Source organism: Streptomyces sp. NPDC051822, assembly GCF_044452745.1.
Lineage (GTDB): Bacteria > Actinomycetota > Actinomycetes > Streptomycetales > Streptomycetaceae > Streptomyces.
In genome coordinates this window covers 971,014-983,196 of the sequence record NZ_JBITBZ010000002.1, presented here as the reverse complement: position 1 = coordinate 983,196, position 12,183 = coordinate 971,014, and the positions used below count along the sequence as shown (strand labels likewise).

Here is a 12,183-nt window from a genome sequence, read left to right as displayed (position 1 = left end):
GCGCCCGCGCGGCAGAGAGGTGGCCGGGCCCGGTCGGGCCCGGCCACCTCGTTCGCTCACGCCGTGAGGCGGGCGATCGCCTCGTCGACGGTCAGCTCCTCGCGCTCGCCCGTGCGGCGGTCCTTCAGCTCCAGGACGCCCTCGGCCGCGCGGCGGCCCGCCACCAGGATCTGCGGGACGCCCATGAGCTCCGAGTCGGTGAACTTGACGCCCGGGGAGACGCCCGCGCGGTCGTCGACCAGGACCCGCAGACCGGCCGCGGCCAGCTTGTCGGAGACGTCGAGCGCCAGCTCGGTCTGGAGCGCCTTGCCGGCGGCGACGACGTGGACGTCGGCCGGGGCGACCTCGGCCGGCCAGCACAGGCCCTTCTCGTCGGCGGTCTGCTCGGCGAGCGCCGCCACCGCGCGGGAGACGCCGATGCCGTACGAGCCCATGGTCACGCGGACCGGCTTGCCGTTCTGGCCGAGGACGTCGAGCTTGAGGGCGTCGGCGTACTTGCGGCCCAGCTGGAAGATGTGGCCGATCTCGATGGCGCGGTCCAGCTTCAGGCCGGTGCCGCACTTCGGGCACGGGTCGCCCTCCTGCACGACGACGACGTCGACGTACTCGGAGACCTCGAAGTCACGGCCCGCGACGACGTTCTTCGCGTGCATGCCCTCCTTGTTGGCGCCCGTGATCCAGGAGGTGCCGGGTGCCACGCGCGGGTCGGCGAGGTACGTGACCTTCTCCAGGCCCTGCGGGCCGACGTAGCCGCGTACCAGGTCGGGACGGGCCGCGAAGTCCGCCTCGGTCACCATCTCGACGGTGGCCGGCGCGAAGTGCTCCTCGACCTTGCCGAGATCGACCTCACGGTCGCCCGGCACGCCCACGGCGACGATCTCGCCGTCGACCCGCACGAGGAGGTTCTTGAGCGTGGCGGAGGCCGGCACGCCGAGCGAGGCGGCGAGGGTCTCGATCGTCGGGGTGTCGGGGGTCGGGATCTCCTCGGCGGCCGGGACGGCGGAGCCGTCGACCGTCTGCAGCTCGTAGGAGACGGCCTCGGTGTTGGCCGCGAAGTCGCAGTTCGGGCAGTCGGCGAAGGTGTCCTCGCCGGCCTCGGCCGGGGCGAGGAACTCCTCGGACTTCGAGCCGCCCATGGCGCCGGCGGTGGCGGCGACGATGCGGTAGTCGAGGCCGAGGCGCTCGAAGACGCGCTCGTAGGCCTGACGGTGCAGGGCGTAGGACCGGGCCAGGCCCTCGTCCTCGGTGTCAAAGGAGTACGAGTCCTTCATCAGGAACTCACGGCCGCGCAGGATGCCGGCGCGGGGGCGGGCCTCGTCACGGAACTTGTTCTGGATCTGGTACAGGATGACCGGCAGGTCCTTGTAGGACGAGCACTGGTCCTTGACCAGGAGGGTGAAGATCTCCTCGTGCGTCGGGCCGAGGAGGTAGTCGCCGCCCTTGCGGTCCTGGAGACGGAAGAGTTCGGCGCCGTACTCGTTCCAGCGGCCGGTCGCCTCGTACGGCTCGCGGGGCAGCAGCGCGGGGAGGGTGACCTCCTGCGCGCCGATCGCGTCCATCTCCTCGCGGACGATGCGCTCGATGTTGGAGAGGACCTTCTTGCCGAGGGGCAGCCAGCTCCAGATGCCGGCGGCGGTGCGACGGACGTAGCCGGCGCGGACGAGGAGCTTGTGGCTGAGGACCTCGGCGTCGGCCGGGTCGTCGCGCAGCGTCTTCGCCATCAACTGGGACATGCGCTGGACCGGTGCGTTGGCCATGGTTCTCGTACTCCTGCCGGGACTGACGGTGATGGCCCGAGGTTAGCCGGGCGGCACCGCGTCGGAGAAATCAGTTCCGGCGCTCGAGCGGCAGGGGCGCCCCCATCACGGCGTACGGGCGGGCGGCGCTCGGGAAGTGGACCTGGCGGGCGAGGTCGGTGTAGCCGAGGGAGCGGTAGAGGCCGCGGGCCGGGCTCTCCGTGTCGATCGCGGAGAGGATCGAGCGCGGCTCGGCGGCCGTGTCGGTGATGGTGGTGATCAGTTCACGGCCGAGGCCCCTGCCCTGGTGGGCCGGGTGGACGTGCAGTTCGGTGATGACGAAGGAGTCGTCGAGCCAGTCGGCGGTGCCGGTGGCGCGCAGGTACGGCTCGACGACGGTGGACCACCAGTGGGTGCGGTCGTTGGGCATCCCGTACACGAATCCGACGAGCGCGCCGTCGGGCGTGGTGGCCCCGTAGGCGCGGGCGCCGGGGCACAGCAGGTGGCGCAGCACGATGTGGCGGCGTACGGCGATCTCGTCCTCGTCCAGGCCGAAGGCGAGCGCCTGCACGGCGAGCGCCTCGTCCACCCGGGCGGCGAGATTGACCGGTCCGATCATGACCTCTGCGTCATCCATGCGGCGCACCCTACAAGCGGCCGGGGCCTCAGAACAGCACGCTCATGAAGGCGCCGGTCTCCTGGAAGCCGACACGGCGGTACGCCGCCCTCGCCGGGGTGTTGTAGTCGTTCACGTACAGGCTGACGAGAGGTGCGACATCCGCGAGCGCGTACCGGAGCACGGCGGCCATGCCGGTCTCCGAGAGGCCCTTGCCGCGGTGTTCGGGGGCGACCCAGACGCCCTGGATCTGGCAGGCCTGCCGGGTGGCGGCGCCGATCTCCGCCTTGAAGACGACCTTGCCGTCCTCGATGCGGGCGAAGGAGCGGCCCGCGCCGACGAGTTCGGCGACCCGGGCCTGGTAGAGCAGGCCGCCGTCGTTGGCGAGCGGGGAGACGCCGACCTCCTCGGTGAACATGGCCACGCAGGCGGGCATGATCACGTCCATCTCGTCCTTGCGGACGCGGCGCACCAGCGGGTCGGCCGGGACCGTGGTGGACGGCGCCTCCGCGACCATCAGCGGCTGGCGGGCGCGGATGTCGCGCGCGGGGCCCCAGCTGGGTTCGAGTAGCCGCCACAGTTCGCCGGTGGGCTCGGCGGGGCCGACGATCGAGGAGCAGCGGCGGCCGACCCTGCGGGCCCGGTCGGCGAAGGCGCGGACGGCCTCGGGGGTGGCGCAGAGGGGCACCAGGTTGGCACCGGAGTAGCAGAGGGAACGCAGCCGGCCCTCGCTGTACCAGCCCCACATCTCGCCGCCGAGGCGCCACGGGTCGAGTCCGGCGACCTGGACGCGGGCGGTCACGAAGGCGTTCTCGACGGGGGCGCTCTCCAGGACGGCGAGTGCGGCGCCGAGGTCGGCGGGTTCGAGGACCCGGGTGGAGGGTTGTGTCAACACGAGGGGGGCCTCACGGTACGTTCTGCTGATTCCCGCACTGTACCCGGAGGCTCCGGAACCACGCCTGCGGCAGTGCGAAGCCCCGCTGCCCGGGGCGGGCGGCGGGGCTTCGCGGGAGACTCGTGTCCCTCAGCCGGCGATGGCGACCGACGGCTCGCCGCTGGCGACGCCGTCCTTCTCCATCTGCTCGGCGATCTTCAGCGCCTCTTCGATGAGGGTCTCGACGATCTTCGACTCGGGGACGGTCTTGATCACCTCGCCCTTGACGAAGATCTGGCCCTTGCCGTTGCCGGAGGCGACGCCGAGGTCGGCCTCGCGGGCCTCGCCGGGGCCGTTGACGACGCAGCCCATGACGGCCACGCGCAGCGGGACGGTCATGCCGTCGAGGCCGGCGGTGACCTCCTCCGCGAGCTTGTAGACGTCGACCTGGGCCCGGCCGCAGGACGGGCAGGAGACGATCTCCAAGCGGCGCTGGCGCAGGTTCAGCGACTCCAGGATCTGCATGCCGACCTTGATCTCCTCGGCCGGCGGCGCGGAGAGCGAGACGCGGATGGTGTCGCCGATGCCCTGGGAGAGCAGGGCGCCGAAGGCGACGGCCGACTTGATGGTGCCCTGGAAGGCGGGACCGGCCTCGGTGACGCCGAGGTGCAGCGGGTAGTCGCACTGGGCGGCGAGCTGGCGGTAGGCCTCGACCATGATCACCGGGTCGTTGTGCTTGACCGAGATCTTGATGTCGCGGAAGCCGTGCTCCTCGAAGAGGGACGCCTCCCAGAGGGCGGACTCGACGAGCGCCTCGGGGGTGGCACGGCCGTACTTCTTCAGGAGCCGCGCGTCGAGCGAGCCGGCGTTGACGCCGATCCGGATCGGGGTCCGGGCGTCGGAGGCCGCCTTGGCGATCTCCTTGACCTTGTCGTCGAACTGCTTGATGTTGCCGGGGTTGACGCGGACGGCCGCGCAGCCGGCGTCGATCGCGGCGAACACGTACTTCGGCTGGAAGTGGATGTCGGCGATCACCGGGATGGACGACTTCCGGGCGATGACCGCGAGGGCGTCGGCGTCGTCCTGGGTCGGGCACGCCACCCGCACGATCTGGCAGCCGGAGGCGGTCAGCTCGGCGATCTGCTGGAGCGTCGCGCCGATGTCGGACGTGCGGGTCGTGGTCATCGACTGCACGGAGACGGGGGCGTCACCGCCGACGGCCACGGTGCCGACCTGGATCTGGCGGCTCTTGCGCCGCTCGGCGAGCCGGGTCGGAACGGTCGGGATACCGAGAGAAATCGCGGTCATCTTCTGTGCAACCTCAAGGTTGTGCGTCGGCGGGCTCAGGTCTCCGAGGTTACCGCCCCGGGCGCGGGGGGCCGGACACCACGGTGTCCGGCCCCCTTGGGTGCTACGTGATCCTCACCGGGTTGACGATGTCGGCGGCGAGGACGAGCAGGGTGAAGCAGACGAAGACGCCGGCCACCACGTAGGCGGCGGGCATCAGCTTGGCCACGTCGAACGGGCCCGGGTCGGGACGCTTGAAGATCCGGGCCGTGTGGCGGCGTACGGACTCCCACAGGGCGCCCGCGATGTGACCGCCGTCGAGCGGCAGCAGCGGCAGCATGTTGAACAGGAACAACGACACGTTGAACATGACCAGGAGGTCCATGAACATCACGAGGATCGTCGTCGGCGGCGCCTCGATGTTCATGAGTTCGCCGGTGATCCGGGCGGCGCCGACCACGCCCACCGGCGAGTCGTCGGCGCGCTCGCCGTCACCGAAGGTGGCGTCCCAGAGGTCGGGGATCTTGCCCGGAAGGGCGATGACCGACTCGACGCTGCTCTCCAGGCGGTCGGACATGCGTTCGGTGGTCTCGCCGAAGGTGAGGGGCGCTACCTCGGACTTGGAGGCGAAGCCGAGGTAGCCGGCGTCGATGTAGGTCAGGGGCTGGACGACCTTGCCGTCCTCGTCCTTCTTCGGGACCTTGTTGGAGACGAGCGTGGGGTGCAGCTCCACGCGCTGTCCGGCCCGCTCGACGGTGATCGTCGCGGGGCCGATGGTCTCCCGGATGCGGTCGGAGAGGGCGTCCCAGTCGTTCACCGGCGTGCCGTTGAAGGCGACGATCTTGTCGCCGTCCTTCAGGCCGGCCTTGAACGCCGGGGAGACGGGGTCGCCCGTCGCGCACTTCTCGCGCTTCTCGCTCTGCTTGATGACGCACTTCTGGACCCCGGCGACCTCGGTCGTCTGGCCCTGGATGCCCAGCGTCATCATCGAGCCGAAGAACAGCGCGAGGGCCAGGACCAGGTTCATGAACGGTCCCGCGAACATCACGATCACGCGCTTCCACGGCTTGCGCGTGTAGAAGAGGCGGGTCTCGTCGCCGGGCTTGAGCTCCTCGTACGAGGCCTCCCTGGCGTCCTCGATCATCGAGCGCCAGGGCGAGGTGGAGCGGGCCTCGATCTTCCCGTCCTCGCCGGGCGGGAACATGCCGATCATGCGGATGTAGCCGCCGGCCGGGATGGCCTTGATGCCGTACTCGGTCTCGCCGCGCTTCCTCGACCAGATGGTGGGGCCGAAGCCGACCATGTACTGCGGCACGCGGATGCCGAAGAGCTTGGCCGTGGACAGGTGGCCGAGCTCGTGCCAGGCGATGGAGACGAGCAGCCCGAGCGCGAACAGCACGATGCCCAGGGCGTACAGGAGCATTTCGGTCATGCGCGGGCCTCCGCTGTTGCCTTCGCTGCGAGCTCTCGGGCCCGGGCGCGCGCCCAGGTCTCCGCTTCGAGGACGTCCGGGACGGTGAGGGAGGTTCCCGTGACGGGAACGCCGTGCTCCGCGACGACCGCTGTGACCGTATCCATGATTCCGTTGAACGGCAGCCTTCCGGCGAGGAACGCCGCCACGCACTCCTCGTTCGCCGCGTTGAAGACGGCGGGGGCGGTTCCGCCCAGCTCGCCGACGTGCCGGGCGAGGCCGACGGACGGGAACGCCTCGGTGTCGAGCGGGAAGAACTCCCAGGTGGAGGCCTTGGTCCAGTCGAAGGCGGGGGCCGCGTCCGGGACCCGCTCGGGCCAGCCGATGCCGATCGCGATGGGGCCGCCCATGTCGGGCGGGGTGGCCTGGGCGAGCGTGGAGCCGTCCGTGAACTCGACCATGGAGTGGACGTACGACTGGGGGTGCACGACGACCTCGATGCGGTCGAAGGGGATGTCGTAGAGCAGGTGGGCCTCGATGACCTCCAGGCCCTTGTTCACCAGGGTCGCGCTGTTCACCGTGATCACCGGGCCCATGGCCCAGGTCGGGTGGGCGAGCGCGTCCTCGCGGGTGACGCCGGCCAGCTGCTCCCGCGTACGGCCGCGGAACGGGCCGCCGGAGGCGGTGACGACCAGCTTGCGGACGTCGGCGCGGGTGCCGGCGGCGAGCGCCTGGAAGAGGGCCGCGTGCTCGGAGTCGACCGGGATGATCTGGCCCGGCTTGGCGAGCGCCTTCACCAGCGGGCCGCCGACGATCAGCGACTCCTTGTTGGCGAGGGCCAGGGTGCGGCCGGCTTCGAGCGCCGCGAGCGTCGGCGCGAGGCCGATGGAGCCGGTGATGCCGTTGAGGACGGTGTGGCACGGCGAGGCGGCGAGCCGCGTGGCGGCCTCGGGGCCCGCCAGGAGCTCGGGCAGCGGCTCGGGGCCGTACAGCGCCTTCAGCGCGTCGCGCAGCTCCGGCAGCACCTCCTCGCGGGCCACGGCGACCGCGGCGACCTTCAGCCGGTGCGCCTGCTCGGCGAGCAGCGCGACCCGGCCGCCCGAGGCGGCCAGGGCGGTGACCCGGAAGCGGTCGGGGTTGCGCAGCACCAGGTCGATGGCCTGGGTGCCGATGGACCCGGTCGAGCCGAGGACGACGATGTCCCGGCGTCCTTCGGACACGTCGAAGGCGATGTGCGGATCGGCGAGAGGAGAGGGGCGGTCGCTCATGCCCCCCATTCTTGCGGCAAACGCTGTGCGCTCTTCACGCGGGCGGGCTTCACGGCGTGTGGACGAAGGTGTCGAAGACCCGGTGGAAGTCGGGGAAGGTCTTCTTCACACAGCCGGGGTCGTCGAAGGTGATGCCCGGCGTGCGCAGGGCGGTGACCGCGAAGGACATGACGATGCGGTGGTCCCCGTGGGTGGCGATCTCGACCGGTCCGGTGGGGGTTCCGGGGTGGATCTCGATCCAGTCGGGCCCGGTGCGGACGGTGATCCCGAGGCGGCGCAGGTTCTCGGCGCAGGCGTCGAGGCGGTCGCACTCCTTGACCCGGGTGTTGGCGACGTCCTCGATACGGACCGGTCCTTCGGCGAAGGGGGCGAGGGCGGCGAGGGTCGGCATGGTGTCGGAGATGTCCCGCATGTTCACGGTCAGGCCGCGCAGGGTGCCGGTGGAGCGGACGGTCGTGCCCGCGTCGGTGATCTCGACGTCGGCGCCCATGCGGCGCAGCACGTCGACGAAGCCGAGGTCGCCCTGGAGGGCGCCGGTGCCGAGCCCGGGGACGGTGACGGAGCGGCCCGGTTCGAGGGCGGCGGCGGCGAAGAAGTAGCTGGCCGTCGAGGCGTCGGGCTCGATGCCGTACGTACGCGCCCGGTAGCCGGTGGGAGCCACCCGGTACGTACGGCCCTCCTGGCGTACGTCGGCGCCGAAGGCCCGCATCATCGCGAGGGTGATCTCGACGTACGGCTCCGAGACCAGGTCCGTGACGGTGATGTCGAGGCCCTCTGCGGTCAGCGGGCCGAGCATGAGCAGGGCGGTCAGGTACTGGGAGGACTGCCCGGCGTCCAGGGTGAGCGCGCCGCCCTTGACCCCGTCGGCGGCGACGGTGAGGGGGTGGTGGCCCTCCTTCTCCCCATGCCGCAGATCGACACCGAGGGTGCGCAACGCGGTCGTCAGGGGGCCAAGGGGTCGTACTCGCATCTGGGCGGAGGCGTCGAAGCGGTACGTGCCGTGGCCGGCGGCGGCGAGGGTCGGCAGGAAGCGGGCGGTGGTGGCGCCGTCGCGGCAGTACACGTCGGCCGTGTCCGCGCCGGGGCCCGCGGGGCGGCCCTCGATGTGCCAGGCGCCGGTCTCGCGGGCGCCGGTCTCGCGGCGGACGGCGTAGCCGAGGGCGGTGAGGCCCTCGGCGAAGCCCTCGGTGTCGTCGGAGACGAGCGGCCTGAGGAGGGTGGTGGTGCCCTCCGCGGCCGCGGCGAGGAAGAGCGCACGGGCGGTGACGGACTTGGAGCCGGGGATGTCGATGACGGTCACGGACGTCATCCTGCCGTTTCGGTGGGCGGGGCGGGCCCGCGTTCCGCATGGCGGAACACGGGCCCGGCGCTCACGGGATCCGGCGGTGCACGTCCTCCTCCGCGGACGGGCCCGGAGCCGCGTCCGCGATCCACGGGCCCTCGCCGCTCGGGTCGACGATCCCGGCCTCCAGCCAGGTGTAGCGGCCGGCGAGGACGCCGTCGACGACCCTCCGGTCGACGTCGTCCGTGTTCGACCAGAGGCGGCCGAACAGCTCCTCGATCCGCAGCCGGGCCTGCCGGCAGAACGCGTCCGCGAGCTGGTGGGCCTCCGGCCCGTGGTCGCCGGTGGTGCGGAGGAGTTCGGCCCGTACGCAGGCGGCGCTCATCGCGAAGAGTTCCGCGCCGATGTCGACGATCCGGCCGAGGAAGGCCTGCTTGAGCTCCATGCGGCCCTGCCAGCGGGACATCGCGTAGAAGGTGGAGCGGGCCAGCTTGCGGGAGGTCCGTTCGACGTACCTGAGGTGTCCGGCGAGGACGCCGAACTCCCCGTAGGACCCAGGCAGTTGTCCCGCTCCGGTGACGAGTCCCGGCAGCCAGCGGGCGTAGAAGCCGCCGGCCCGCGCGCCGGCCTTCGCCTTGTCGCCGAGCGACTTCCCGGGGTCGATGAGGTCCCCCGCGACGGAGAGGTGGGCGTCGACGGCCTCGCGGGCGATCAGCAGGTGCATGATCTCGGTCGATCCCTCGAAGATCCGGTTGATCCGCAGATCGCGCAGGAGCTGCTCGGCGGGGACCGCGCGCTCGCCGCGGGCGGCGAGCGAGTCGGCCGTCTCGTAACCCCGGCCGCCCCGGATCTGGACGAGTTCGTCGGCGATGAGCCACGCCATCTCGGAGCCGTACAGCTTGGCGAGGGCGGCCTCGATCCGGATGTCGTTGCGGTCCTCGTCCGCCATCTGCGAGGCGAGGTCGACCACCGCCTCCAGGGCGAAGGTGGTCGCCGCGATGAAGGAGATCTTGGTGCCGACGGCCTCGTGCCGGGCGACGGGGCCGCCCCACTGCTCGCGGACGCCCGCCCACTCACGGGCGATCTTCAGACACCACTTCCCGGCGCCCGCGCAGGCGGCGGGGAGCGAGAGGCGGCCGGTGTTGAGGGTGGTGAGGGCGATCTTGAGGCCCGCGCCCTCGGGGCCGATGCGGTTCTCCGCGGGCACCCGCACCCGGTGGAAGCGGGTGACGCCGTTCTCCAGTCCGCGCAGGCCCATGAAGGCGTTGCGGTGCTCGACGGTGATGCCGGGCGAGTCGGCCTCGACGACGAAGGCGGTGATGCCGCCGCGCCCGCCGTCGGAGGCGGGCACCCGGGCCATGACGACGAGCAGGTCGGCGACGACGCCGTTGGTGGTCCAGAGCTTGACCCCGTCGAGGACGTACGCGTCGCCCTCGCCGTCCCGGACCGGTACGGCGGTGGTGGCGAGGCGCGCCGGGTCGGAGCCGACGTCGGGCTCGGTGAGGAGGAAGGCGGAGAGGTCGGTCCTGGCGAGCCGCGGCAGGAACGCGTCCTTCTGCTCCTGGGTGCCGAAGAGTTTCAGCGGCTGCGGTACGCCGATCGACTGATGCGCGGAGAGCAGGGCGCCGACGGCGGGGCTGGCGGAGCCGACGAGGGCGAGGGCGCGGTTGTAGTACAGCTGGGTGAGGCCGAGACCGCCGTACTTCCGGTCGATCTTCATGCCGAGCGCGCCGAGCTCCTTGAGACCGGTGATCGTCTCGTCGGGGATGCGGGCCTCGCGCTCGATGCGGGCGCCGTCGATCCGGGTCTCGCAGAACGTGCGCAGGGCCGCCAGGAAGGCCTCGCCGCGGCGGGCGTCCTCCTCGGCGGGGAGCGGATGGGGGTGGACGAGGTCCAGGCGGAACCTGCCGAGGAAGAGCTCCTTGGCGAAGCTCGGCTTGTGCCAGTCCCGCTCACGTGCGGCCTCGGCGGTCTGCCGGGCTTCGTGTGCGGTGACCTTGGGCCGCTGGGTGGGCGCGGACATGGACACCTCCTGGGGTCTTTGTCCGTCGTACCCGATTTCCGGCGGTCCGGAAAGACGAGAGGAAGATGAGAGGAAGACGAGAAGACGGCCTGAGCCCCCGCACAGTGGGCTCAGGCCGCCTGGTCTCGTGGCCCGTACCGGCGGGGGTACGGGCGGGGCGGGGCTACGGCTTACAGGGCGAGGCCCGTAAGGACGAGGACGCGCTCGTAGGTGTAGTCGTCCATCGCGAACTTCACGCCCTCGCGGCCGACGCCGGAGCGCTTGGCGCCGCCGTACGGCATCTGGTCGGCGCGGTACGAGGGGACGTCGCCGACGATCACGCCGCCGACCTCAAGGGCGCGGTGGGCGCGGAACGCGGTCTGCAGGTCGTGGGTGAAGACACCGGCCTGGAGGCCGAAGTCCGAGTCGTTGACCGCGGCGAACGCCTCGGCCTCGCCGTCGACCTTGGCGATCGTCAGGACCGGGCCGAAGACCTCGGCGCGGGCCAGGGTGACGTCGGCCGGAAGGTCGGCCAGCACGGTCGGGGCGTAGGTCGCGCCCTCGCGCTTGCCGCCGGCGAGGAGCTTGGCGCCGGCCGCGACGGCCTCGTCCACCCAGGACTCGACGCGCTTGGCGGCGGCCTCGTCGACCAGCGGGCCGACGTCGGTGGCGGCGTCGGACGGGTCACCGGTGACCTGCGCCTCCACGGCGGCGACGATCTTCGGCACCAGGCGGTCGTAGACCGAGGCGTCGGCGATCACGCGCTGCACGGAGATGCAGGACTGGCCGCCCTGGTAGTTGGAGAAGGTGGCGATACGGGTCGCGGCCCAGTCCAGGTCGGCCTCGGAGGACCAGTCGGGCAGGACGACGGCCGCGGCGTTGCCGCCGAGCTCCAGGGTGCAGTGCTTGTGGGGCACCGACTGCTGGATGGCGTAGCCGACCTTGTCCGAGCCGGTGAAGGAGATGACCGGGAGGCGCTCGTCCTGGACGAGGGCGGGCATCCGGTCGTTCGGCACGGTGAGGATCGACCAGGAGCCGGCCGGCAGGTCGGTCTCGGCCAGGATCTCGCCCAGGATCAGGGAGGAGATCGGGGTCGAAGGGGCCGGCTTGAGGATGATGGGGGCGCCGACGGCGATGGCCGGGGCGACCTTGTGGGCGCTGAGGTTCAGCGGGAAGTTGAACGGCGCGATGCCGAGGACGACGCCCGTGGGGATACGGCGGGTGAGGGCGAGGCGGCCCGCGCCACCGGCCTCGGTGTCCAGGCGTTGGGCCTCGCCGGCGTTCCAGCGGCGGGCCTCCTCGGCGGCGAAACGGAAGACGGAGACGGCACGGCCGACCTCACCGCGGGCCCACTTGATGGGCTTGCCGTTCTCGGCGGAGATCAGCAGGGCGATCTCCTCGGTGCGCTCGGCGAGCCGCTTCGACACGTGGTCGAGGGCGGCGGCGCGGACGTGCGCCGGGGTCGCGGCGAACTCGTCGACGACGGCGTGCGCGGCGGCGACGGCCTCCTCGACCTGGGCCTCGGTGGGCACGCTGACCTTGCCGACCAGACGTCCGTCGTACGAGTTCGTGACGTCGAAGGAGGCGTCGCCGGTGGCCTCGCGGCCGGCGAGCCAGAAGGCGTGGGTGGTCGTCATTGCGTCCCGGCCCTTTCCGTTTCGGGGAGCGAGCGGTTGCTCTGGTGACACGTTAGGGCCGGGACGGCGG

9 protein-coding genes are annotated in these 12,183 nt (G+C 71.7%); all 9 read right to left on the bottom strand.

Annotated elements, in window-relative coordinates; genetic code table 11:
- Positions 1–56: 56 nt before the first annotated feature.
- Positions 57–1,757, bottom strand: a complete 1,701-nt coding sequence (locus ACIA8N_RS10255) for a proline--tRNA ligase (RefSeq protein ID WP_365780535.1) — start codon at positions 1,755–1,757, stop codon at positions 57–59.
- 70 nt (positions 1,758–1,827) lie between these two features.
- On the bottom strand, positions 1,828–2,373 hold the full coding sequence (locus ACIA8N_RS10250) for a GNAT family N-acetyltransferase (RefSeq protein ID WP_365780534.1): 546 nt from the start codon (positions 2,371–2,373) through the stop codon (positions 1,828–1,830).
- 28 nt (positions 2,374–2,401) lie between these two features.
- The gene (locus ACIA8N_RS10245; RefSeq protein WP_365780533.1) at positions 2,402–3,247 is read right to left on the bottom strand and encodes a GNAT family N-acetyltransferase; all 846 of its coding nucleotides are present in this window, start codon (positions 3,245–3,247) and stop codon (positions 2,402–2,404) included.
- A gap of 129 nt (positions 3,248–3,376) precedes the next feature.
- A complete protein-coding gene (gene ispG / locus ACIA8N_RS10240) occupies positions 3,377–4,534 on the bottom strand; it encodes a flavodoxin-dependent (E)-4-hydroxy-3-methylbut-2-enyl-diphosphate synthase (protein WP_030206559.1) in 1,158 nt (385 codons plus the stop codon).
- 103 nt (positions 4,535–4,637) lie between these two features.
- Positions 4,638–5,945 carry a site-2 protease family protein gene (locus ACIA8N_RS10235; RefSeq protein WP_365780532.1) on the bottom strand — a complete coding sequence of 436 codons (1,308 nt, stop codon included), beginning with the start codon at positions 5,943–5,945 and terminating at the stop codon, positions 4,638–4,640.
- On the bottom strand, positions 5,942–7,192 hold the full coding sequence (gene dxr, locus ACIA8N_RS10230) for a 1-deoxy-D-xylulose-5-phosphate reductoisomerase (protein WP_365780531.1): 1,251 nt from the start codon (positions 7,190–7,192) through the stop codon (positions 5,942–5,944). Before dxr ends, ACIA8N_RS10235 begins: the two co-directional genes overlap by 4 nt.
- 49 nt (positions 7,193–7,241) lie before the next feature.
- Positions 7,242–8,492, bottom strand: a complete 1,251-nt coding sequence (gene aroA, locus ACIA8N_RS10225) for a 3-phosphoshikimate 1-carboxyvinyltransferase (protein ID WP_365780530.1) — start codon at positions 8,490–8,492, stop codon at positions 7,242–7,244.
- A gap of 70 nt (positions 8,493–8,562) precedes the next feature.
- Complete coding sequence (locus tag ACIA8N_RS10220; RefSeq protein ID WP_365780529.1) at positions 8,563–10,497, bottom strand: acyl-CoA dehydrogenase family protein; 1,935 nt, start codon at positions 10,495–10,497, stop codon at positions 8,563–8,565.
- Between the two features lie 170 nt (positions 10,498–10,667).
- Positions 10,668–12,113 (bottom strand): aldehyde dehydrogenase family protein, encoded by a 1,446-nt coding sequence (locus ACIA8N_RS10215; RefSeq protein WP_365780528.1) that lies wholly within the window; start codon positions 12,111–12,113, stop codon positions 10,668–10,670.
- Between the last annotated feature and the right edge of the window lie 70 nt (positions 12,114–12,183).

Bases quoted from the DNA above. Each gene is read 5' to 3' on its own strand.
- ACIA8N_RS10255 (WP_365780535.1), bottom strand. From the start codon at position 1,757: ATGGCCAACGCACCGGTCCAGCGCATGTCCCAGTTGATGGCGAAGACG.
- ACIA8N_RS10250 (WP_365780534.1), bottom strand. From the start codon at position 2,373: ATGGATGACGCAGAGGTCATGATCGGACCGGTCAATCTCGCCGCCCGG.
- ispG (WP_030206559.1), bottom strand. From the start codon at position 4,534: ATGACCGCGATTTCTCTCGGTATCCCGACCGTTCCGACCCGGCTCGCC.
- ACIA8N_RS10235 (WP_365780532.1), bottom strand. From the start codon at position 5,945: ATGACCGAAATGCTCCTGTACGCCCTGGGCATCGTGCTGTTCGCGCTC.
- dxr (WP_365780531.1), bottom strand. From the start codon at position 7,192: ATGAGCGACCGCCCCTCTCCTCTCGCCGATCCGCACATCGCCTTCGAC.
- ACIA8N_RS10220 (WP_365780529.1), bottom strand. From the start codon at position 10,497: ATGTCCGCGCCCACCCAGCGGCCCAAGGTCACCGCACACGAAGCCCGG.
- ACIA8N_RS10215 (WP_365780528.1), bottom strand. From the start codon at position 12,113: ATGACGACCACCCACGCCTTCTGGCTCGCCGGCCGCGAGGCCACCGGC.